Here is a 21,817-nt window from a genome sequence, read left to right as displayed (position 1 = left end):
ATAGCTTAGTCTGCGAACTCGAGAAGTGCAGCGGTGTCTTCGTCTGTCAATTTCAGCGACTTAACCGCATCTTCCCAAGATTGCTTCTCGAGTCTGACTTCAGGCTTTTCGCCTTGAGCCTTGAATGCCGGGATGGGGGTATTCAGGAACGATTCGTTGAAGACTTGCTTGAGGAGCGGAATTGACACCTTAAGCTTCAAAGATAGCGCTCGAAGTACCGCCCGTGGAGCATCTGTCTTGCCCGAGAGGACGCCGCTCAGAAGAGGGCCGCGTTTGCCTAGCCCAATATCATCCGCAAGCCTGCGAACTGCCGGCCCCTTGAATTGCTCAACGATGGCCTTTGCCGACTCAAGCTCCGTTGGAACGACTGCACCTGGCACAATTGCGGTCTGTTTGACCAACGCGTCAGTTATACAAATGGCAGCCATGTACGACGCCGATTTCCCGAACTCTTTTGCGGAGAGCTTGATCCGTGTTGCCAGCCTTCGGTCCACGCGAACCATCCACTGCATGTTCTCGCCTTCGCAGTATGTCGCGAGCTTGGACTCGAAGCTGGCCAGCAACCGACTTTGGCTCTCCGTAAAGGACCGCGTTTCGAAGTCCTCGAATCCCCTCGCGACCATGTCTCGTGCTACCGCTGAAAGCGACTCGCCACGCGCCTGTGCTAGTACACCGATCGCGGTATGTAACGAGGCCTTCGTGCTAACGCCAATCGTTACCTGACGCTCCTTCGTTCGGGATGCGGTGGTTTCGCATTCGTCGAGTTGCATTTTGCCCTCCGGGTCTTGAGTGCAGCTTTGCTCGAGAACGAGCTGGTAGCGGGAACTCCAGTGATCATCTACTCGCGCGCAAAGGACGTCAGTTGTCAGCGCAAGCAGCAAACAACGTGCGGCCTCGTCAGCGCTCCGGGCTTGGCGACAGAGCCGTGTCTCATCTGGCAGCGCCACGGAGCACGTGACCCCATCATTGTCAGGGTTTGCAGTAAACTCGACGGTCCTAGATATTGACTCGACTAGCGCAGCAAATTCACGAACCATGCGGGCAGAACCTTCTGCTTCCAGTAGGGGAAGTGTTACGGATGGCATGGTTTGTCTCGCTTGAGCCGAGGATATCTCAACAGTATAGTCATGTATCAACTATATATCAACTTGATATCAACTCCCCGGGGGCTATCTGATTTCCGCTGAATACGCAGCCGCCGTTCGGGCAGTCGTGGACGCCTGGTGGAAGAACCAAACTCCCGAGCAGGTGAACGATGCGTTGCGCATGCCTGCAAAGCTGGTTGCTGAATTGTCCGATGCGGTCAGGGAAGCCTATGAAAAGGGCGCCGGGCAAGGCTTTGATGCGCTGATTGAGAGTATCCTCGGCGAGCCGTTCGCGTTGCTGCCGAAGGTATTCGTTCAGGGAGAATTGCCACCCACGCCACAGGGCTTCATCTCGGTCCCGGCCGCTGCGGGTACTTTGATTGCTCGCGTTTCAGCGATCATCGCTTTGGGTGCGCTCGGCATGGAAACGGTGTCCTACGGTTGCGAGAATGATGGCGAGTTGTTTGTGAACCTCGTTGTTCTTCCCGGCGAAGGGCGGAATGTCGAAAAGTCGAAGGGTGGCATGCGTGGGCACACCGACGCAGTAACCTTTCCGTTTCGAGGGCACTTCGACCCGGACAATCCAGACATCGCTCCCTCGCCGGACTTCGTCTGCCTTACAGGCCTGCGCAATCCCGATAGCGTTCGCACGACTGTGATGCCAATGACTGGTGTGCTGGCGGACCTCTCCGACGAACAGATTGAAGAACTGAAGAAGCAGCAGTTCGGTATTCGTTCGCAAAGCACTTTTATTTCAGGAATGAAGCTCATTCTTGGAGAGGAACATGGCGTCGACGACGCGGAGATTCTGCTGGACGTTGGCAACGAAACTTGGGTTCGTTATAGCCACAGCAGCATCTCTGTCGACACTGACGAACAGCCAGCGGCTGCTGCCGCCAACGACGCGTTTGCCGCTGCATGTCATCAGCACTGTAAGTCGGTTGTTGTCGAACCGGGCGACATCTTGCTCGTCAATAATCGCCTGGCTTTGCATGGGCGCAGCGACGTAGGCGGAGAACCGGGCGGCGAGTCTCGCTGGATACTTCGCAGCTACGGGCTCGACACGACTGGGTTGACAAAGGGGCAGCGTTATACGAAGCCTCCTTATATGCTCTTTCCCTGAGGGCAGTAGTCTTACGATCGCGCGCGGTCTTGAATCGCCAGCGCACAGAAGCGCCGATGCCGCTTCCGGAAACGCTAGATGCCTCTGATTCCAGAGGTATCCTCCACCCATACCGTGAGGCACCTCGTGCGTGCACAAATACCGTAGGGCCTCCCGTTGGATGATTCCGTCGATCGTGACATCGATCGCGGAATCATCGAGCCGCTGTATGCTCAAACAGCGCTCCCGGATTGGCCTTCACTCGTTGAGACAAATCTAACAATTCACGCATCTCCTTCTCCGATTCTCGAATCAAGTGAAATGAGTCTTGGAGAGCTGCCGCTTGCTCTTTTGCCGGGGCACGCTCGACCTTTTTCACGCGGAAGGTGAGGTCATTTACGAGTGTGAGCAACATCGCACTGAGCTTGGTAGCGGCGTCGACAGGGTCGAATGCACCCAGTTCGTCCCAGGCAAGATGGATATAGTCGCGCAGACTTTCTGGGTTTAAGTGCCCTGTGATTGATGCTACCTTGGCGAGTATTGTGGAGTAGTCCGCATCGTTTAGTGCCTGCATAGCGATGTCCAATCGAGGGGAGCAGAACTCCTTTAGATGAATTGCTACGAGACTTGTGATCGCGCGATGTCGGAACATGCTTAAACAAGCCCGTTCGTTTATATCAGCGTATCGGCAAAGTCTCTCGAATTGCCTAGTAAGTGTCTCTTTGGTTAGCGGATTACCAAGGGTATTCAAAAAAAGGAAATCGCTCGGATTGGGGTTCTTCCCGGCAGTGCGTAGTTGATCGAGCATCTCTGAGCGATATTTTCGTTCGTATACCGCGAGCTTGATGACGATGTTCATAGTGACGGGGACTTCACGTTCGGCCCCCTTCTTTTGCTTCATAGTTGCAAGAACGAGTTTCTTATCCGAACCCATTTTCTCGAGATTCTTGGTTCGACTCATCGTAGATACCTCGGCTGGCCTGCATCCGAAGGCCAAACATACAGTCAGCACTCCATCCCAGGTGGCTCGTTGAAATTCGAGATACTTTCTTAACGCATCTTCGTTCTGGAATCTACGCCTTAGCCGAGGATGGCAGTTCTCAATGTCATACTTCTTTGTGATCGCGTCAAAAAGCTTATCGATGCTCTCTTTAGGCATCGGAGTTTTCAATTGTCGAGTAGAGGATGGCGGATTTCCGAAGAAATGGTAGGAGGTGTACGTCCGACCCGTGCGCTGATCCTTCGTTTTTTTGAGTTTTAATAGAATCTGATGAGGTTTGCCTTTTACGTCTACGATGGTGCGATGGGGAAGGAGTGACTCTTGTAACCAAGTCAAGAAGCGAATGCAGGAGTCTGAGATCTCAAGTACTTGGTTGAGTTCACGCGCTTTTCTTCCATCTGGCTTGATTTCGTCCTTTAATTCATCGATAAAGCGTTGAAAATGATCAGACCAAATATCCCAAAAATTTAAGCCGTTCTTATAGCAAAACCTTACGAGGGGAGAGAGCTTAACGGCTTCTTGTCGAACGGAGCCGCCGTTTCTGTCCAGTCTGGCGCCATTCTCTGCGAGTGACAATAGATAGAGTTCTATCTCGAGACAGGGTTGCCCATTTGGCCATCGCATAAAGACCAGCGCGTCCGCGCGTCTAGTCGTCGAAGTGTCATAGATTCCGCTGTCATTGTCAAAAGATGGATACTCTATAAGATGTACGTCTCGAACAACGGTGAACAGTTGACGACTGGTTGATTCGCCGTCCCGGGTTCCATGTTCTTCACTTCTTCTCATCGGTTCCTCCCGCTTCGGAAAGCAGTTTGATGTCAAACATAGCCTCGTGGCGCTTTAGGCGGTCAGAGAGATTGGGACTTAGTGTTCGATAGGTCTTGAGCAAGTCAACAATATCGGAGTAAGCCTGAAGTAGGGTGGCCCTGCTACGTAAGAGATGCTGGTATCGATCGTTCAAGATCGCGATTTCGTCCTTCTTTGTGCGCAGCTGAAATCCCAGGCCGCGTCGGCTTCTTCGCTCTGGATAGTTGTGTGCGATGGCGCGAAGAAACAGTCGCATCCGCAAATCATTCATTGCATGCCATCCGCCGTTTTCTACAGCTAGCTCTGCGGCAGACTTCAATGTATTCAAGGCGAGCGGCCGTATCTCCTTTTCTTCAGACTCGAACGCTGCCAGTGATTCTTGCGTAGCGCAAGCGTTTAAGAGCGCACGAGGAGGGTTGATTGAGTCTGTTGCTGCGGTGAGTTGGACCCATAAATTTCGCGCACTGTTTATGGCTCTCGCTGATGGTCGATGGGATTTCATGGCCTATCCTTTGACATCTTGAAGCACTGAGATATTTACTTGGAAATCCGAAACCGAAGAGCAATTTTCTGCTTTCCGGTTCTTGTGATGAGGTTTATTACGTCGATGTGAATTTTTCCTTCGAAAAGAGAGTATTCGAGGTAGTCGTTTAATTCTTTCTGGTTCACTTCGCTAATCTCGCGAACGTGAAAGTGAGCTTTGACTCTACGATAGAGGGCGCTGATGTTTCTGACTTCAGGTTTTCTACTGGGTGAAATGCCGAAATCCCAGAGCATCTCGGCTAGGAAATCTGCCTCAAGCTCTGATATTTCTTCGCCCGGGATGTTTGCTTTGATGTAGGCAAGGATGTGATTGGGGTCGGTATGTCCAGCTAGCCATCTGGCTGCATCCAAAGACGAACTTTTGAAATACCAGACAAATGATAGAAGGAATGCCTTTCGGTTTTCATGGATGCGCACATACCACCGTCGACCAAGCTCGTCAGGCGGGAGCCCGATATGATCACAAAAGATATCTAAAGCATATTGGATTGATTTGTCGTCACGTCTTTTGATGGCTTGTGTTTCAAGGGAGTGAAATATAGGTAAATAGAACAGGAATTTTTGGTTGAGCTCTTTATATCCGGATACGAACTCCCTCGATTTCACACCTATACGGATAAGCAGACCTATTGCCGTTGCAACCACTTGTGGAACAGGGACATCCATGGAATGATGCTGATCATTCTCGACAGCCTTTCCGCGTCGCTTGCGCAACCAAAACCCATCGCCATCGGTAAAGCTAATACAGGTTTTCTCCAGTGACACGATCTCATCAATTCTTGCCGGAAGAACGCCGGAGATAATGTAGATGCAAGCGCCGAGAAAAATAGTCATCGCCTTTGTTATCGGGAAAGGCGCGGTGCCATGAATTCTGGTTTTTCGGAAACTGGACCATCCTGTTATGCCAGCAGATTTAAGCTTTTCCGGCATGTTTTCCTGCGTCCATAGTTCACGGGCTTCTATTCGCTCCATGGGTGAACCAGATATCAATAAGCTGCTTTCTTTAAAATATTTTGATGCTTTGAGATAAAAATCTACAAGAGGCTCCCCGTACTCGAGGATCCAGCGTAGTGATTCGTTGAGGTACACGAAGGACGTCTCGAGTGGAATCCAAGGTGTGTGGTCGCCGGGATCAGAATCTCTCAGATAGCGATTCAGTGGTGATTTCAAGCTTGATGCCGCAAGCGGTCTCAAGCTAAGTGGTAACGTCTCCGAAAGTGCCTCTAGACATCGAATTGTAGTAATGGTATGGGCGATTTGTTTTGTCGGTTTGTTGGAGTTTACCTGATCAATGGTATAGGTCCTGTGGGAAAGAAACTTATGATTTATCTGTGCGACGCGCACCATTAGTCGACCGAATTTTTTAATGTACTCGGGTTCAAACTGACGGAAGAATACACTTGCGCCCGGAATTTTCATGACGGAGACGTCCGCTTGCATCAATTCAGCGACTTTAGTCCGATCAACATATTTCAATCCAGAATTAGGTCCAATCCCCTCGGTAACGCTGTAGAATCCAAGGTAGTCGAGTTTTTTGCAGATCGAATCGACAATATCTTTTGGAAGAACTCTAATGGATGGTTTTGGGCGCAACGCGTTCCATTTTGAATACAATTCTTTGTCAATGGACTTCAAGAATTTAGCGCCATAATCGCCGACCTCGAATAATCCACCGGCAATGTATTTTTTCATGAAATCGTGAATTCCCGATGCGTCAACCTTCGAAAAACCGTGTTCAGCCGGGGAGAAGCGATTTGATTGCGAAAAAATCCAATGTGTAAGCGCCTTCAGGATAGAAATGTGAATGGCGTGGGTGCTGCTTGCTCGTATGTCCAGAATCTCTTCCCTTAGCAAAAATGCGGATCGTTGGAGAAACTCAAGGTATCGCTGATTACATTCGTCTGTGAGCTTGGATCCATCGGGAAGCTTGTCGTCCCAGTCAATGGTGATCACGGCACGCCATTCGCCATCTATCAGAACGCTATCATCCGTCCTCAGACGCCAAACCGGGTCATGTATCGGCGAGAGCAACCATGGCGCAGTCCAAGTGCGCACCTCTATGGTCTTTAGAGCATGTGCCTCTTCGAGCAACTCTGCCAAGATAGTTGCCTCACTTCTTAGTGCAGATTGCGGACGACGGCGCATGGCTCGTTCTCCGTTACCCAAATGTGGCGCGAACGCCTTCGCGCATGCTTTCGATGATTTTTGGCGTCAAAAACTCGGCTTCCCGATGTGCCGCGCGAAAGCTCGGATCGTGATGATCACGGATGCGTGTGTCTAGCAGGTCGGCGAGGTCGATAATGGCCTCAGGCAAGATGTCGCCGGGCTTTGGTTTTCCTGTTGTCATGCACGCGATGCCTTTTTCGTAGGCTAGATCCCGATAGGCATAGAGAGCCGCAAGAGTTGCCGGAGTGATGCCAATGACAAGGGAGCTTTCGTCGGTCGCCTTCGGTTTGTCAGAACGCGGATCGACGCTTTCGGGATGCCGGAAACGTTCGTGCATTAGCCGGGCGAGCTTACTGCTAGAAGGGGCATGCTGACTAAGCATGTCGTCGATGAACTTCTTGAGTTCCGCCGGCTTGGAAAAATCGGTAGCCCGGAGGAGATAGGGCTCGTTGGCGGCGGCCGTCGCCAAGAAGATATTTTGGAAGCGTCTAATTAGGCGGACATTCCAAGCTCTGAGAAGTGCTTCAGGAATGTAGTGTTTAATGATAACCTTGGTTGTATTGCCAATTTTTCGAGCCGCAGCAAGAATCGATCCGGTCTTGAACCATTCAAGGACTGCATTAGTTCGGCGAAGCCTTTTAGGTACGATGTGTTTTGGTGGTATCTTCAGGGCAGCCGTCTTGGGCAGGAAATACTTTACCGAGCGGCCGTCGCTATCTTCAGAAAATGAATAAAGTGATTGGTACTTCAACCCGTGTGCACCCGTATAACCAATTGCGAAGAACAGCAGATTTTTTAAAGGATTGCCGGCGGTCATTCGATCGCGCGCGCGTTTAGTCATCTTAAGAAGTGTTTCTATGGCAAGGATGCTCTCAGAGTCTAGAGTGCTTGCCTTCCGTGACTTAGCCCGGCGCTTGTCTACCGAATAAGATATCCCGTCGACAACTACCGTAAAGTATGAGTGACCATGTTTGTCGTTCAGATTCGCATAGAAAAGTGGTGACGCATTAAATTTAGGATTTCTAATTGAAAGTAAGAAATGGGTGATCGAAAGATCAGCTGCGTCTAATAGGCCCAGCATCCACCGGAAGCGTCGCGTGTCACTTCTAAGTGCTGAGTGGGGAGGGGGTGGCGCGTTCAGCGGGAAGTTGAGCATCTGCCAGCTTGGGAGCCAAGGCGTGTTCGCAAAGATCATCTTGAGCTTTGCATTGGGTTCTGCGCGTAAAAAGAGGCGGAGGACCCGTGCCAGCGAGATTTCGGTTGCGCCAACGGAATTGCCTGGCTCGAGGTCCTTTCGCATCTCACGGTAAGTGAGGTAGGAGGCCTGAAGTAGATCAGCTTCCTCTTCTGAGCACATCCCTAAGATACGTTGCCCGTAGTCAAAATGCGCGGCCATCGACGTCACGTAAGCGACGCAATCGTCATCCAAAGCAGCGCGCGCCTCAATTAACCTGTCCCGAAAATTCTCAAGATATTCGGCGTCGGTCCGGCTGAGGTCCAGATTCAACAATAAGGCCGAGCTCTCGTTTATTTCTTCGGACGAACTCCGTTGTTTGGTTTCACCACCGCAAATGGTGCCCGTCCTGAAGTTCGGTCGCCGCACGCTTCGATATCGTCTTTTGGGCGGTATTTTTACGCTTTTGGGTATTACATTTTCAATATCGCGCAGGTATTCAAGCATTGGTTGTGTGCTTCCCTGCCATTTCGCCATGCGGGTATCTAAAGTAGATTTGCCCGATTGTCCGCTGATTTGATGCTCATAAATTTTGATTACCGCCGTCTGCCAGCCGCTTGCCGAGGTCGGCATTGAGTGTATGCCCTTTTCATGGGCAGATCTTACAAAATCCCTCAGCGCTTGCGCTTCGAGATTACGTGTGTAGAAACTGTCGCTTCGGTAGATGAAAGACTTAAGCGCAGTTAAGACGCGCCACGCTTGTTGCCCGTTGTCAAAAAGAGGACCGAGTATGTGAGGATGCGGGAGTCCGGCCTCATCTACGACAGTCACTTTAAAGCCTCCATCTATATATTCGAATCCATCCATTGCCGGCTCCCCAAAGCGGTCCCTTGCGACGATATACGCCGATAATCCATCTGCTCTCATTCAAATCAGTTCGGCCGTAGTTCTTTTAGGGAGTACGGCGTAAAGTCGGATGATGTCAGGATCTGACGCGAGGGAAGGGCTACCGCTGTGAAACGCGCTGATGGGGGGCTCCTCCCGAATGTGCCGGAATGCTTTCCCCAATCGCACGTCTACGCGCCAAGGGATCAGTTCCTCAACGGCGCGCAAGAACTCAAGGATCGGCCGAATGCCTCCTTGCCATGCTCTCAAGCGGGCTCCCAGCGCGTTACCTGACATCGAACTAAGGTGAAGTTCGTAGTTCTCGTAGATGACCGTCGGCCACTCAAGTGCCGAGATAGGTATGACAAATGGACTTGTGGTCTGAAAATAGTGCGCGAGTTTGCTCCAAGAAAGGGCTCTGAGGCAGCGAGACTGGAGGCTCTTGTGCTTTCTGTAGACGAATAGCCTAGCTGCCTTTGAGAACCGCACAGCGTCTCGCACATTGTCGGAATGTGAATAGAGGCTATACCTGCGATAGCTTCCGGCGTCATCTGTGACCAAGGCTGCTCTGAATCCGCCATCCGTTAGCACTAATCCTTCCATTGCCGGCTCCTTAGAGTCTCGGTCCCGCGAAACCATCGATCGCGGCGGCTGCCTCGGTATTAAAAATATTTATTTATCGAATCTGCATTTCGTTGCATGAAAACTATTGGTGCGCGAAAGTTATCCACATGCATCGGCGCGCGAACTGCCGATTGATGAACTTTGATCGTAGGCGGAGCGCGACCGTTGGCCGCCGACTGCCTCCAGCGACGCAGTAAGACTTGCAACGATTAGTCGTCAAAGGCCATCGTCAACAAAGTCTCCTAATTACTCGACATAAAAGGGAGTCTAGGACGTTTTGACGAAAATTGTAGTCTGGAAAACAATGTCTTGTTCGGCGGCAGCCTGCTGCGCTGGATCGACGAAGAGGCGGCCATCTACGCGATTTGCCAGCTGGACAACCAGCGCGTCGTGACCAAGCTCATCTCCGAAGTGAACTTCGTGAGTTCGGCGCGTCAGGGCGACATCATTGAACTCGGCATCACGGCGACCGACTTTGGCCGCACGTCGATCACCCTGCGCTGCGAAGTGCGCAACAAGGTCACGCGCAAGAGCATCCTGACGATCGAAAAGATGGTGTTCGTGAACATGGGCGCCGATGGCAAGCCTGCGCCGCATGGCCGCGACCGCATTCGCTACGCGGAAGAAGCGTACGAGCTGTATCGCCAGACGGTGCATACGGCGATGGATGCGACGGCCGTTGCGGTGGCAAACGAGGCCGCGCGCGAAGAACGCCAGGAAGACGAAGCGGTGCATTGAGCTGAGTTGTTTTCCGCTTAAGGCAGAAAAAACCCCGGCAAGGTCGATGACCTTGCCGGGGTTTTTCACATCTGGATTCGCCCGCTCGCGCAGGCGAATCCATCACATCGCGTTCGAGCTCAAGGCGCCGAGGCCGGTTGCGCCGGCGCAGCAGTTGCCGGAGCCGAAGCCGCTTTCGCTGGCACAGCGCCAGAAGCCGCCTTGGGAGCGGAAGCGGCAACCGGCGCGGACGCCGCCGTACCTGCCGCAACACCCGCCGTACCCGCAGCGGCAGCCGCCCCTGCGCCCGCACCCGTCGCACCGGCGGCAGGCGTCGCTGCACTGCCCTCGCCCGGATCCTCGTAATTCGGCAGTCCGTTATTCGACTTGCCCGCGCCAGCACCGCCGCCGTTGTCGTCGGTGGCGCCTGGGTCGCCGTAGTCCGGCAGCGGCGCGTTGCTGTTCTGCGAGCCGTTGATCATCGACTGGCGCTGCTGGCGATACGCGTCGCGCACGAACGAATACTTGTCGAGCGCGGCCTGTTGCAGCAGGTCGGTTGCGCCCAGCAGATCGGCGCGCGTGCTGACGAACTGCGCGATATACATCGGGTTGCGCACGGCGGGCTCGATGTAGTTGAGCAGGTTGAACTTCACGTCCACGCCCATGCCGATACCGTCGCGAATCGAGCTGGGCCCGAACACCGGCAGCACGAGATACGGACCCGCCGGCACGCCGTAATGGCCCATCGTCAGACCGAAGTCCTGATGGTGCTTCGGCAGGCCCGCGGGCGTAGCGAAGTCGATCAGGCCGCCCAGACCGAAGGTCGTGTTCATTGCCAGACGCATCAGGTCTTCGGTCGCGTCGGTGATTTTCAACTGCAGCAGATCATTGGCGAAATTGCTGATGTCGCCGAGATTCGAGAAGAAGTTGGAAATCGCCTGGCGCATCGGCTGAGGCGTGACTTTCTGGTAACCCTTCGCGATCGGCTGCGCGATATGGGTGTCGAGCGCGTCGTTAAACGTAAAGATCGCCCGGTTCGCGGGTTCGAACGGGTCACCCGGCTTGCGCTCAGGACCGGTTGCGCAGCCCGACGTCACGAGGAGCGTCAGGCTCGCTGCCGCCATGGTGAGCGCGGCTTTTTTCTTCATCATTGATCGATCCCCTGCATTTGCGATCGTGTGCGCTTTGCGCGCGGCTTGCCCATCAGCACCGGCTGGAACACCACGGCGCCGATCAGCGTACATAACAAGGACAGCGCGAGCAGTTTGCCCATGCTCGACGTGCCCGGATGGTGCGAAAGCCACAGGCTGCCGAACGCCGTGGCGGTGGTTGCGGCCGAGAACAGCACCGCGTGTGTGAGGCTCGAATGCAGGAGGCCGGTTTGCCCCGCGCGCCATGCCATCACGAAATAGATTTTGAACGCGACGCCCACGCCCAGCATCAGGGGAAGCGCGATGATGTTGGCGAAATTGAGTTGGATACCGAACACAACACACAACTCTAGTGTCACGAGCGCCGATACCAGCAGAGGAATCAGCGTGCGCAGCACGTCGCCGAAATGGCGCAACGTGATCCACAGCAGCGCGGTGATGAGCAGCACCGACCAGCACGCCGCCTGCAGGAACGCCAGAATGATCACGTTGGCCGAGTGCAGGATCGAGATCGGGCCGCCGATCGCGCCCGGCTCCGCCTTCTTCACGGCGTGCGAGAAGCGCGCGAGCATGACGTCGTCGTTCGGATCGACGCCTGCGGGCACGCGCGGCGCGACGTCGACAATCGCCTGCCCCGTGACGGACGACACCCAGTCGCCGACCATCGCGGGCGGCAGATTTTCACGCGTGATTTCCGACGGCTGCAGCAGGCGCTCCAGCTGCGCGAAGGCGAGCCTGAGCGGCTGGCTGAAGGCGGTTTCGGCCTTGTCGCGCAGGGCCGGGCTGGCGGCCGCCAGCTTCATCAGCCCATCCGACAGATGTTTGGCTTCGGCTGCGCCCGGACCCGGATGATCGCCCGCCGCCAGCGCGAGCTGGTTGGCCGCGCGCTTGAGCGTATCGACGCGCACGGCGTCGGTGACTGGCGACGAGGGCTGCTGCGTGAGCGCGGGCATCAGTTGCTGCGAGGCGCTCGAAATCAGCATGAGCTTTTGCTGCTGGTCCGTGGGGATCAGCGAGCTGAGCGTGGTCGCGCGGCCCACTTCCGGCAGCTTTTCGAGCTTCGCGGCGATGGTGTCGGCAGCCGCCAGCGTGGGCGCGAGCACGCTCACGTCGTTGATCGAAATGACCGGCGAATTTTTCAGCGCGATCAGCGTCGCCATCGATTCCGTATGCGGATCCTTCAGATGCAGCGGATTGAAGTCGAAGCGCAGGAAATACAGCAGCGGCGATGCGCCCACCACGACGATCAGCGTGCCGATCAGCACCGGCTTGCGATGCTCCGCCAGCCATTTATCGACGGGCGCGAGAAACGCAAAGCCCGGCGAAGCGCGCTCGCCCTTCGGCTTGAACACGCTGATGAGCGCGGGCAGCAGCGTCATGTTGGCGATATACGCGACGAACATGCCCACGCCCGCGATCTGGCCGAGTTCGGACAGACCCTTGTACGCGGTCGGCAGGAACGAAAAGAAACTTTCGGCCACGGCGATGGCGGCGAGCGTGAGCGGCACGCCGATCAGGCGCGCGGTCTTGAGCAGCGCGACGTCGAGCCGGTCGTCCTGGAAGCGCTCCTCGCGATACTTCACGCCGAACTGCACGCCGAAGTCCACGCCCAGCCCCACGAACAGCACCATGAAGGCGACCGACAGCATATTGAGCGAGCCGATCATCGCCAGACCCAGCGCCGCCGTGACGATCAGGCCGACCACCAGCGTGATGAGCACGGCGCCGATCAGGCGGCCCGAGCGCAGCGCGAGCCACAGGATCACAAGCACGACGATGGCGGTGATCGCGCCGTTGAGCGCCGCGCCGTCCTGCACCGAGGCGAATTCGTCATCGGCGAGCGGTTGTTCGCCGGTCAGGCGCACGCGCGCGCCGTATTCGGTGTCGAGATGCAGCGATGCGGCCGTATCGCGGATCGCCTGCGAGGCGCTTGCGCCGGCCTTGAGCGCGGCGAAATTCAGCACCGGTTGAACGGTAACGAAGGAGAACGCGGGTTTGGTCGCGGCGTCCTTGTCCACCAGCGCGCGCCACGAGAACGCGGCGGGCCGGCCGGCGAGCACATCGTCGACGGTATTGGCGGCGCTGCCGAGCAGGCTTGCCATTTGCGGCAACTTCACCTGACCGATCGTGAGCGGCAGTTGCAGTGTGGTGGTGAGCGTGCCGGCGAGGCCAGCGAGGCTTGGATCCTTCGCGAGCTGGTTGATCAGCGGGCGCGCCTGCACGAGCTGGCCGGTGGTCGACAGCACCGTTGGCGTCGACGGGAACAGCAGGCCGTTGTGTTCGAAGAACGGGCCGCCCGCGGGTTGCGAGACGGCGCTGAATTCGTTCGTGTGCTGCTTGAGGGCGTCGGCGAGTTTGTCGGCGGCGGCGTCCGCGAGTTCGGGCACCTGGGCTTCGACCACCACCAGCAGTGAGCCGCTTCGATTGGGGAACGCCTTGTCCTTGGCGTCGCCGAGCGCGGCCCATTCGGCGTTGTTCTCGACTAGGCCGCTGATGTCCGTGTTGATCTTGAAATGCTTCGCAACGTACACGCTACCGAAGACGGCCAGCGCGAGCGCGAGTGTGATGACCCACGCCGCGCGGCGCACAGACCAGGCGACGAGGTGGATGATGAATGGCTTCAGCATAAAGGCGAGGGGGCCTTGTCGTTTAACTAGTTCTTGATGTGAAGCGCTCAAGTATACCGGCCTCGCCCAGCAAGGCGCGCCTCGCGCACACGAGCGCAACCGGCAAAGCCGTTATACTGGGTCAGCCGGGGCGGGATCGCAGCGTCGCTTGCGCCGCAACCTTGCCCCATCCCACCGGCACCTGAAATTCACTGCTCCAAAAACGCGTATGAAACGTTATCTCACCGCATTTATCGCCGCCGCCTTCCTGTCGGGCGTGTCGGGCGCCGCTTTTGCCCAGTCGTCTCCGGACGCCGTCGTCAAAGCCGCCGTGGAAGGCACCGTGAAGGCGATGCAGGCCGATCCGCAAGCCCGCGGCGGCGACATGGCCCAGATCACCAAGGTGGTCGAGACCCATTTCGTGCCCGCCACGGATTTCCAGCGCACCACGCGTATCGCCATCGGCAAGGCCTGGACGACGGCTACCCCCGACCAACAGCAGAAGTTGTATGAGCAATTTCAACTCCTGCTCGTGAAGACCTATGCATCGTCGCTCGCGCAACTTCGCGACACCCAGGTGAACTTCAAGTTCGCGCCGTCGAATACGGGCGCGGCTGCGAAGGACACCGTCGTGCAGTCGCACGTGTTGAGCAACGGCGGCGACGACGCCATCGACTACCGCCTCGAACGTTCCGGCAACGGCTGGAAGATCTACGACATCAACATGATGGGCGCGTGGCTGATCCAGGTCTATCAGACCCAGTTCGCCGACCAGATCGCCAAGGGCGGCATCGACGGCCTCATCAAGTTCCTCGTCGATCACAACGCGCGCAGCTAAAGCTTCATTCAGCTTAGTCGTTCGCGCAGGAATCAGACGGCACGGCGCGCACTCTTTCGCGAGAGTGCGCGCCGTGTGCGTTTGGGCGTTGCGTTTTGAGCGCTTACTTTCTGCGGTTCTCCACCGCGAACTTGATCAGTTCCGCTTGACCGTCGATATCGAGCTTGCGCTTCAGATTGAGCCGATGCGTCTCAACAGTACGCACCGACAAACCCGCGCGCTGCGCGATCTGCTTGCTCGATAAACCTTCGGCGAGCGCATCCAGAATGTCGCGCTCGCGCGGCGTGAGACGCTCGATGGGCGTTTCCTTGAGCGACGCCTGGATCATGCGCGCGCCCAGCCCCGCGCTGAAAAACGTCTGCCCCGCCAGCACGGCTTCGATGGCGCGCACAATCTCCGCGCCCGGCGAATCCTTCAGCACATAGCCGCTTGCGCCCGCACGCAGCGCCTGCGTCACGTATTCGACGTTGTCGTGCATGGACAGCATCAGCACGCGGATCGCCGGAAAGCGCTCGTGAAAAATGCCCGCCAGCGCGATGCCGTTGATGCCGGCCATGCCGACGTCCATCAGCGCGAGATCGGGTTCGAGCGCGGCGGCCAGGGCGATGGCCTCATCGGCGTTGCCCGCCTCGCCCGCGACTTCGAGGCCCGGCACGGCTTCGAGTCGCGCGCGCAGTCCGTCGCGCACCAGCGGATGGTCGTCGACGAGCACGAGGCGCGCGATCTTCGCCACCTCCTTTGATGGTTCCACTGCTTCGTTCATGGTGTCTCTGTGTGCTTCTTTATGTGCGGGCGCCGCCCGGGCGGATCGGCACCCACGCGGTTAGCACCGTATGTCCCGGCTTCGAGCTGATGGAAAGCTGGCCGCCCAGCGGCTCCAGTCGCTCACGCATGTTGCGCAGCCCCATACCCGCGCGCGGATCGGCCTGCGCGAGCGCCACGTCGAAGCCGCGCCCGTTGTCGGCGATGGCGAGCGTCACGCCATCCTGCCCGATGTCGAGCGTGAGCGCCGCGCGCCGCGCATGAGCATGCTTCACGATGTTGGTGAGCGCTTCCTGCGCGATGCGGAACAAGACCGTGTTGACGGCGTCGGGCAAGGGCGCGGCCCGCGCGCTCGCGCGCATGGGTGCGTCGCCCTCGCCTTCCAGCGTGAAGCCGATCTCCATCGACGATTCGTCGGCGAGCTCGCGCGTGAGTTGTTCGAGCGCGGCGGCCAGCCCGAGATCGTCGAGCATGGCCGGGCGCAGCGCGTGCGAGATGCGGCGCACCTCGCGCAGCGTGTCTGACAGACGCGTGAGTCCGGTGGACAGCGATGCCTCGGCGGCGGCCACGCGGGTTTCGCCGCGCTCGAAGCGCGCGAGCGCCGATTCGAGCAGCAGTTTCGCCGACACCAGCATCTGGCTGATGCCGTCGTGCAACTCGCGCGACAGCCGTGCGCGCTCCTGCTCCTGCGATTCCACGACCTGCTGCGCGAGACGTTTGAGCTTGGCGTCGGTGCTGCGGTACTCGCTCACGTTGAGCACCAGCGCGCCGAGCGCGAACACGCCTACGCCCGCCAGCGCGATCACGCCGAGCCATTGCAGCGTGCGCTCGATATTGGCCGAGGCGCGTTCGTCGATATGGGCGAGCGTGGAATCGACATCGTCCAGATAAATGCCTGTGCCGACCATCCAGCCCCAGCGCGGCAGCGCCACCACGTAGCCGAGCTTGGGCGCGAGCTTGCCCGTCGAAGGCCGGTGCCACATGTAGCGCACGTAACCGCCGCCGTGCTGCGCCGCCGTCACGAGTTGCTGGATCGTGAGCGCGCCCTGCGGATCGCGCAGGTTCCACAGATCCTGGCCGACGAGGCTGGGCTCGCGCGGATGCATCAGCGAACGGCCATGCATGTCGTAGACGAAGAAATAGCCGTCGGGGCCGAAGTCCATCTTTTGCAGCACGGCGAGCGCCGCGCGCTGGCGGGCGGTTTCATCGGCGGGCGGGGTGGTCGCGCCGGCGGCGTTGGGATCGTAAAGCGGCTCGATGGCGCTGGTGGCCAGTTCGACGTAATGGCGCAGCTCGATCTCTTTGCTCGACAGATACGCCGCCTGCATGGTGGCGTGTTGCGTGCGCGCGAGCGCGGTCGCCTGCTGCCGCACGCCAATGCCGATGCTTGCGATCGCGGCGAGAAACGGCACGACCGCGAGCAGAAAGATTTTTGTCTTCAGCCGGTCGTTGAAGAAAAATGGGGCGGGCATGGCGGCCGGGGCTGGCAGTATTGGGAAGCAGAGTGTGCAAGCATAACCGGGCGCGTCTGTCAGGGCGGGCAATTTCCGCGCGGGCCTGCCTGTGTTGCACGTATCGCGCGATAGATGCACGCGCAACGATTTCACGCATCCCCGATTTTCTACGAGCCGATCATGATCCGAACGATGACTTTGCGTGTTGCGATGGGCGTTTCGATCGCTTCGATACTGGCCGCATGCGCGAGCGAACCCGCATCGACGGCGAGCGCGTACAGGCACACCGTGCCGCTCGTGATCGCGCATCGCGGCGGCACGGGCGACGCGCCCGAGAACACGCTGATTGCGATCCGCACGGCGCTCGCGAATCACGCCGATGCCATCTGGCTCACCGTGCAATTGAGCCGCGACGGCGTGCCGGTGCTCTATCGCCCTGCCGATCTCGCGGCGCTGACCGATGCACACGGTCCGGTCGCTTCGAAGACCGCCCCGGAACTCGCGCGCGTGAACGCGGCCGCGCACGTCAAGCCGCAGACGTTCGCAGGCATTCCAACGCTTGTCGAAGCGCTGGCGGCCATTCCCGCCGATATCCCCGTCATCCTCGATATGAAAGCGCTGCCCGCCGCGCCGCAGGCCGCCGCCGTGGCGCGGGTGCTCGACGAAACCGGGGCGTGGGGCCGCGTGCTGCTCTACTCCACCGAAGCCGCGTATCAGCAGGCTTTTGCTGCGTGGCCGCGCGCTCGCGTGTTCGAGTCGCGCGATGCAACGCGCGGACGGCTTGCGGACGTGGCGCTGGCGCATCGGTGTGACGCGCCGCCGCGAGCGGGCACGTGGGCGGCCTTCGAATGGCGGCGTCCGCTCGATCTGACGGAGCGCTTCACGCTGGGCGAAGCGCATTCCACCGTCGCCGATGTACAGCTCTGGTCGCCGCAAGCGGTGCAGTGTTTTCGCACCAATGCGGACGTGCATATCGTTGCGATTGCCGTGAATAACGCGGCGGATTACCAGGCGGCGGCGTGCGCAGGTGTGGATGCGGTTCTCGCCGATTCGCCGCGCCAGATGACGCCGGTGCGCGACGCGATGCGACAGGGTTATCGCTGTCCGTAAATGCGTAATCGCCTGTTTGGCTACGTAGTACTACGTAGCCGCCTTACGTAGTTGTCCGGTTGTGGGAGGCGCGTTGAAAGCGAATACTGTGCGCCACGCTCCGCTCATTCTTTGTCTAGTATGAAGAACGCGGGCAAAAGACCACCCAATAGAAAACATAAAATGGAGACGCCATGAGTCGGACATCCAGTTTTGTCGTCTGGACGTTAGTCGCGCTGCTCGGCGCGTTCGCGTTCGGCACTATCGCGCTCGCACACGGCGAGCGCATTTCCGCGTTGTGGATCGTGATTTGCGCGGTCTGCGTTTATCTGATCGCTTACCGCTTCTACTCGCGCTTCATTGCGTCGACGGTGCTGCAACTCGACGGCCTGCGCATGACGCCGGCCGTGCGCCACAACGACGGGCTCGATTACGTGCCCACCAACAAATACGTGCTGTTCGGCCACCACTTCGCGGCGATTGCGGGCGCGGGTCCGCTGGTCGGTCCGGTGCTGGCCGCGCAGATGGGCTACATGCCCGGCATGCTGTGGATTCTCGCGGGCGTGGTGTTCGCGGGCGCGGTGCAGGACTTCGTGGTCCTGTTCCTCTCCACGCGCCGCGACGGCCGCTCGCTCGGCGACCTCGTGAAGATGGAACTCGGCCCGATCCCGGGCGTGATCGCCCTCTTCGGCACCTTCCTCATCATGATCATCATTCTCGCGGTGCTCGCGCTGATCGTGGTGAAGGCGCTGACGAACTCGCCGTGGGGCACGTTCACCGTGGCCGCGACGATTCCCATCGCGATCTTCATGGGCCTGTACGTGCGCTACATCCGTCCGGGCAGGATCGGCGAGATTTCGGTGATCGGCTTCATTCTGCTGATGGCGTCGATCGCCTTCGGTCAGCACGTGCATGATTCGCCCACGCTCGCCGCCTGGTTCACGTTCACGGGCACGCAGCTCACGTGGATTCTGATTGGCTACGGTTTCGTGGCGTCGGTGCTGCCGGTGTGGCTGCTGCTCGCGCCGCGCGACTACCTCTCCACGTTCCTGAAGATCGGCACGATCCTCGCGCTTGCGATCGGCATCCTGATTGTCGCGCCGGAACTGAAGATGCCGGCGTTCACTAAGTTCATCGACGGCAGCGGTCCGGTGTGGTCGGGCAACCTGTTCCCGTTCCTCTTCATCACGATTGCGTGCGGTTCGGTGTCGGGCTTCCACGCGCTGATCTCGTCGGGCACCACGCCCAAGCTGCTGGATAACGAAACCAACGCGCGCTTCATCGGTTACGGCGCGATGCTGATGGAATCGTTCGTCGCGATCATGGCGCTGGTGGCCGCTTCGGTCATCGAGCCGGGCGTGTACTTCGCGATGAATGCGCCGCTCGCGGTGCTGGGCACCACGCCGGATGCGGTCGCGCAGACGGTGGGCCACTGGGGCTTCATGCTCACGCCGGACATGCTCACGCAAACGGCGCATGCGGTGGGCGAAACCACCATCGTCGCGCGCGCTGGCGGCGCGCCGACGCTGGCCGTTGGCATGGCGCAGATCCTGCACCAGGTGATCGGCGGCGAAGCGATGATGGCGTTCTGGTATCACTTCGCGATCCTGTTCGAAGCGCTGTTCATCCTGACGGCGGTTGACGCAGGAACGCGTGCGGGCCGCTTCATGCTGCAAGATCTGCTGGGCACGTTCCATCCGGCTTTGAAGCGTACGGAATCGCTGCCTGCGAACCTGATCGCCACCGCCTTGTGCGTGGCCGCCTGGGGCTACTTCCTGTATCAAGGCGTGGTCGATCCGCTCGGCGGCATCAACACGCTGTGGCCGCTGTTCGGCATCTCGAACCAGATGCTCGCCGGTATCGCGCTGATGCTCGCTACTGTGGTGCTGTTCAAGATGAAGCGCGAGAAGTTCGCATGGGTCACCGCACTGCCGACGCTCTGGCTGCTGATCTGCACGCTTACGGCGGGTCTGCAGAAGATTTTCGACAGCAACCCGAAGGTGAGCTTCGTTGCGCACGCGCAGAAGCTGCAGGCGGCGCTGGATGCGGGCAAGATCCTCGCGCCCGCAAAATCGGCGGAACAGATGCAGCGCATGATTTTCAACGACTACGTGGATGCGGCGCTCTCGGGCCTGTTCATCTTCGTGGTGGTGAGCATCGTGGTGTACGGCCTGATCGCGATTGCGCGCGCGCGCCGCGCGGATCGTCCGACCGTGCATGAGACGCCGTATGAAGCACTGCCTGCGGGCGCGACCATCGCCGCGCGTCATAGCGCGCACTAAGACCATCGCATCACGGAGCGCACCATGTTCTCGGAACTTCGCGACAACGTGCAGACGGCCGGGCGCTATCTCGGCCAGGCCATGCGCCTGATGGTCGGTCTGCCGGACTACGATGGCTACGTCGCGCACATGCGCGCGACGCATCCGGATCGTCCGGTGATGACCTACGAGGAGTTTTTCCGCGAGCGGCAGAACGCGCGCTATGGGTCGGGCGCGGGAAAATGCTGCTGATCTGAAGCCACAGGCAAAAAAGCGCGATGACGAAAATCATCGCGCTTTTTTTCAGACCGCACAAAACACAAAGGGCGCAACGGCTTTCACCGTTGCGCCCTTTCCTGTTTCAGCGCCGTAACAGCGCCGAAGAAAAACTTAGCTAGCCGCGACCGTCACCGGTTTCTTCGTCTTGGCCGAGTTCTTGATCTCGTCGAGCTTGATTTCGACGTGACGCGAGAACACGTATTCAGCCGGACGTTGCGTATCCAGCGGGATGTCCTTGACGAATGCGCCTTCGGTCTTCGGGCCGCTGATCGCGACCTTCAGCGCCTTCAGCGGATGCGCGACCGTGTCCATCACGGCGGTCGCCTCGAAGCCGCAGTGGACCATGCAGTCCGCGCACTTCTCGTACTTGCCCGTACCGTACTTGTCCCACTCGGTCGTTTCCATCAGTTCCTTGAAGGTCTTCACATAACCTTCGCCGACCAGATAGCACGGCTTTTGCCAGCCGAACACCGTGCGCGCCGGGTTGCCCCACGGCGTGCATTCGTAGGTCTGGTTGCCGGCCAGGAAGTCGAGGAACAGGCTCGACTGGCTGAACGACCACTTCTTGCCGTTGTTGCCGCGCTTGAAGATCTCGCGGAACAGGTTCTTGGTCTTGTCGCGGTTCAGGAAGTGCTGCTGGTCCGGCGCGCGCTCATACGCATAGCCCGGCGACACCGTGATGCCGTCCACGCCGATAGCGTGCGCCGTGTCGAAGAACTTCGCCACGCGATCGGGCACGGCGTCGTTGAACAGCGTGCAGTTGATGTTCACGCGGAAGCCGCGGCGCTTGGCTTCCTTGATGGCCGAGACGCACTTGTCGTACACGCCTTCCTGCGACACCGAGTGATCGTGCGCTTCGCGGTCGCCGTCGAGGTGGACCGACCAGACGAAGTACGGGCTCGGCTCGTAGTCGTCCATCTTCTTTTCCATGAGCAGCGCATTCGTGCACAGGTACACGAACTTCTTGCGCGCCATGATGCCCTTGACGATCTGGGGCATTTCCTTGTGCAGCAGCGGTTCGCCGCCGGCGATCGAGACCACCGGCGCACCGCATTCGTCCACCGCGCCGAGGCATTCCTCGAGCGACAGACGCTGGTTCAGGATGGGATCCGGATAGTCGATCTTGCCGCAACCGTTACAGGCCAGGTTGCAGCGGAAAAGCGGCTCAAGCATGAGCGCGAGCGGATAACGCTTATTGCCGCCGAAATGCTGGCGGAAGATATAGGCGCCAACGCGGACTTTTTGGAGCAGCGGAATAGACAAGAGGTGTCCTC

Annotated in this window: 16 protein-coding genes; 6 read left to right on the top strand and 10 right to left on the bottom strand. The window is 58.4% G+C overall.

All coding sequences use genetic code 11. From position 1 onward, the window contains the following. Nucleotides 1-5 precede the first annotated feature (5 nt). Complete coding sequence (locus tag F3J17_RS23500) at nucleotides 6-770, bottom strand: hypothetical protein (protein ID WP_167064479.1); 765 nt, start codon at nucleotides 768-770, stop codon at nucleotides 6-8. A gap of 442 nt (nucleotides 771-1,212) precedes the next feature. Here F3J17_RS23500 and F3J17_RS36620 point away from each other — a divergent pair, with 442 nt between their 5' ends. Further along, nucleotides 1,213-2,208, top strand: a complete 996-nt coding sequence (locus tag F3J17_RS36620) for a TauD/TfdA family dioxygenase (protein WP_167064476.1) — start codon at nucleotides 1,213-1,215, stop codon at nucleotides 2,206-2,208. A gap of 193 nt (nucleotides 2,209-2,401) precedes the next feature. Here F3J17_RS36620 and F3J17_RS23490 read toward each other — a convergent pair whose 3' ends face one another. Genes F3J17_RS23490 through F3J17_RS23475 form a run of 4 tightly spaced genes read right to left on the bottom strand, consistent with a single transcriptional unit; the run spans nucleotide 2,402 to nucleotide 8,744 of the window. Then, nucleotides 2,402-3,973: a tyrosine-type recombinase/integrase gene (locus F3J17_RS23490; RefSeq protein WP_167064473.1), complete on the bottom strand. Its 1,572-nt coding sequence runs from the start codon at nucleotides 3,971-3,973 to the stop codon at nucleotides 2,402-2,404. Beyond that, nucleotides 3,960-4,496, bottom strand: coding sequence for a hypothetical protein (locus tag F3J17_RS23485; RefSeq protein ID WP_167064470.1), 537 nt, complete (start codon nucleotides 4,494-4,496; stop codon nucleotides 3,960-3,962). Before F3J17_RS23485 ends, F3J17_RS23490 begins: the two co-directional genes overlap by 14 nt. 35 nt (nucleotides 4,497-4,531) lie before the next feature. Then, a complete protein-coding gene (locus F3J17_RS23480; RefSeq protein ID WP_167064467.1) occupies nucleotides 4,532-6,682 on the bottom strand; it encodes a hypothetical protein in 2,151 nt (716 codons plus the stop codon). 13 nt (nucleotides 6,683-6,695) lie between these two features. Continuing rightward, nucleotides 6,696-8,744, bottom strand: coding sequence for a hypothetical protein (locus F3J17_RS23475; protein ID WP_167064464.1), 2,049 nt, complete (start codon nucleotides 8,742-8,744; stop codon nucleotides 6,696-6,698). Nucleotides 8,745-9,695: 951 nt separating this feature from the next. Between F3J17_RS23475 and F3J17_RS23470 the strand changes: the two genes are divergently transcribed. After that, complete coding sequence (locus F3J17_RS23470) at nucleotides 9,696-10,124, top strand: hotdog domain-containing protein (protein WP_240161127.1); 429 nt, start codon at nucleotides 9,696-9,698, stop codon at nucleotides 10,122-10,124. Nucleotides 10,125-10,243: 119 nt separating this feature from the next. Here F3J17_RS23470 and F3J17_RS23465 read toward each other — a convergent pair whose 3' ends face one another. Together F3J17_RS23465 and F3J17_RS23460 are read right to left on the bottom strand one after the other, a co-directional pair. Next, nucleotides 10,244-11,254 (bottom strand): VacJ family lipoprotein, encoded by a 1,011-nt coding sequence (locus tag F3J17_RS23465; RefSeq protein ID WP_167064461.1) that lies wholly within the window; start codon nucleotides 11,252-11,254, stop codon nucleotides 10,244-10,246. Beyond that, nucleotides 11,251-13,881: an MMPL family transporter gene (locus tag F3J17_RS23460; RefSeq protein WP_167064458.1), complete on the bottom strand. Its 2,631-nt coding sequence runs from the start codon at nucleotides 13,879-13,881 to the stop codon at nucleotides 11,251-11,253. The genes F3J17_RS23465 and F3J17_RS23460 overlap by 4 nt, the downstream gene beginning before the upstream one ends. A 208-nt stretch (nucleotides 13,882-14,089) precedes the next feature. On the opposite strand from F3J17_RS23460, the gene F3J17_RS23455 reads away from it, so the two are divergent. Continuing rightward, nucleotides 14,090-14,698 carry an ABC transporter substrate-binding protein gene (locus F3J17_RS23455; RefSeq protein ID WP_167064455.1) on the top strand — a complete coding sequence of 203 codons (609 nt, stop codon included), beginning with the start codon at nucleotides 14,090-14,092 and terminating at the stop codon, nucleotides 14,696-14,698. Nucleotides 14,699-14,801: 103 nt separating this feature from the next. Here the strand turns inward: F3J17_RS23455 and F3J17_RS23450 are convergent, their stop codons facing one another. Further along, nucleotides 14,802-15,461, bottom strand: a complete 660-nt coding sequence (locus F3J17_RS23450; protein WP_167064452.1) for a response regulator transcription factor — start codon at nucleotides 15,459-15,461, stop codon at nucleotides 14,802-14,804. Between the two features lie 19 nt (nucleotides 15,462-15,480). After that, on the bottom strand, nucleotides 15,481-16,932 hold the full coding sequence (locus tag F3J17_RS23445) for a cache domain-containing protein (RefSeq protein WP_167064449.1): 1,452 nt from the start codon (nucleotides 16,930-16,932) through the stop codon (nucleotides 15,481-15,483). Between the two features lie 162 nt (nucleotides 16,933-17,094). On the opposite strand from F3J17_RS23445, the gene F3J17_RS23440 reads away from it, so the two are divergent. The 3 genes from F3J17_RS23440 to F3J17_RS23430 all read left to right on the top strand — a co-directional run bounded on the left by F3J17_RS23440 (nucleotide 17,095) and on the right by F3J17_RS23430 (nucleotide 20,516). After that, a complete protein-coding gene (locus tag F3J17_RS23440; protein ID WP_167064446.1) occupies nucleotides 17,095-18,024 on the top strand; it encodes a glycerophosphodiester phosphodiesterase family protein in 930 nt (309 codons plus the stop codon). Nucleotides 18,025-18,197: 173 nt separating this feature from the next. Further along, nucleotides 18,198-20,285, top strand: coding sequence for a carbon starvation CstA family protein (locus F3J17_RS23435; RefSeq protein WP_167064443.1), 2,088 nt, complete (start codon nucleotides 18,198-18,200; stop codon nucleotides 20,283-20,285). A 24-nt stretch (nucleotides 20,286-20,309) separates the two neighbouring features. Then, a complete protein-coding gene (locus tag F3J17_RS23430) occupies nucleotides 20,310-20,516 on the top strand; it encodes a YbdD/YjiX family protein (RefSeq protein WP_027820406.1) in 207 nt (68 codons plus the stop codon). Between the two features lie 138 nt (nucleotides 20,517-20,654). Here the strand turns inward: F3J17_RS23430 and hpnH are convergent, their stop codons facing one another. Further along, nucleotides 20,655-21,806, bottom strand: coding sequence for an adenosyl-hopene transferase HpnH (gene hpnH, locus F3J17_RS23425; RefSeq protein WP_167064440.1), 1,152 nt, complete (start codon nucleotides 21,804-21,806; stop codon nucleotides 20,655-20,657). Nucleotides 21,807-21,817 lie beyond the last annotated feature (11 nt).

This window comes from Burkholderia sp. Ax-1719, assembly GCF_011753055.1.
Classification (GTDB): Bacteria; Pseudomonadota; Gammaproteobacteria; order Burkholderiales; family Burkholderiaceae; genus Paraburkholderia.
This window is presented reverse-complemented; position numbering and strand designations above follow the sequence as displayed.

What these genes read in the sequence shown, in the direction of transcription:
- F3J17_RS23500 (WP_167064479.1), bottom strand. Translation starts at nt 770, where the DNA reads ATGCAACTCGACGAATGCGAAACCACCGCATCCCGAACGAAGGAGCGT.
- F3J17_RS23490 (WP_167064473.1), bottom strand. Translation starts at nt 3,973, where the DNA reads ATGAGAAGAAGTGAAGAACATGGAACCCGGGACGGCGAATCAACCAGT.
- F3J17_RS23485 (WP_167064470.1), bottom strand. Translation starts at nt 4,496, where the DNA reads ATGAAATCCCATCGACCATCAGCGAGAGCCATAAACAGTGCGCGAAAT.
- F3J17_RS23480 (WP_167064467.1), bottom strand. Translation starts at nt 6,682, where the DNA reads ATGCGCCGTCGTCCGCAATCTGCACTAAGAAGTGAGGCAACTATCTTG.
- F3J17_RS23475 (WP_167064464.1), bottom strand. Translation starts at nt 8,744, where the DNA reads ATGGATGGATTCGAATATATAGATGGAGGCTTTAAAGTGACTGTCGTA.
- F3J17_RS23465 (WP_167064461.1), bottom strand. Translation starts at nt 11,254, where the DNA reads ATGATGAAGAAAAAAGCCGCGCTCACCATGGCGGCAGCGAGCCTGACG.
- F3J17_RS23460 (WP_167064458.1), bottom strand. Translation starts at nt 13,881, where the DNA reads ATGCTGAAGCCATTCATCATCCACCTCGTCGCCTGGTCTGTGCGCCGC.
- F3J17_RS23455 (WP_167064455.1), top strand. Translation starts at nt 14,090, where the DNA reads ATGAAACGTTATCTCACCGCATTTATCGCCGCCGCCTTCCTGTCGGGC.
- F3J17_RS23450 (WP_167064452.1), bottom strand. Translation starts at nt 15,461, where the DNA reads ATGAACGAAGCAGTGGAACCATCAAAGGAGGTGGCGAAGATCGCGCGC.
- F3J17_RS23445 (WP_167064449.1), bottom strand. Translation starts at nt 16,932, where the DNA reads ATGCCCGCCCCATTTTTCTTCAACGACCGGCTGAAGACAAAAATCTTT.
- F3J17_RS23440 (WP_167064446.1), top strand. Translation starts at nt 17,095, where the DNA reads ATGATCCGAACGATGACTTTGCGTGTTGCGATGGGCGTTTCGATCGCT.
- F3J17_RS23435 (WP_167064443.1), top strand. Translation starts at nt 18,198, where the DNA reads ATGAGTCGGACATCCAGTTTTGTCGTCTGGACGTTAGTCGCGCTGCTC.
- F3J17_RS23430 (WP_027820406.1), top strand. Translation starts at nt 20,310, where the DNA reads ATGTTCTCGGAACTTCGCGACAACGTGCAGACGGCCGGGCGCTATCTC.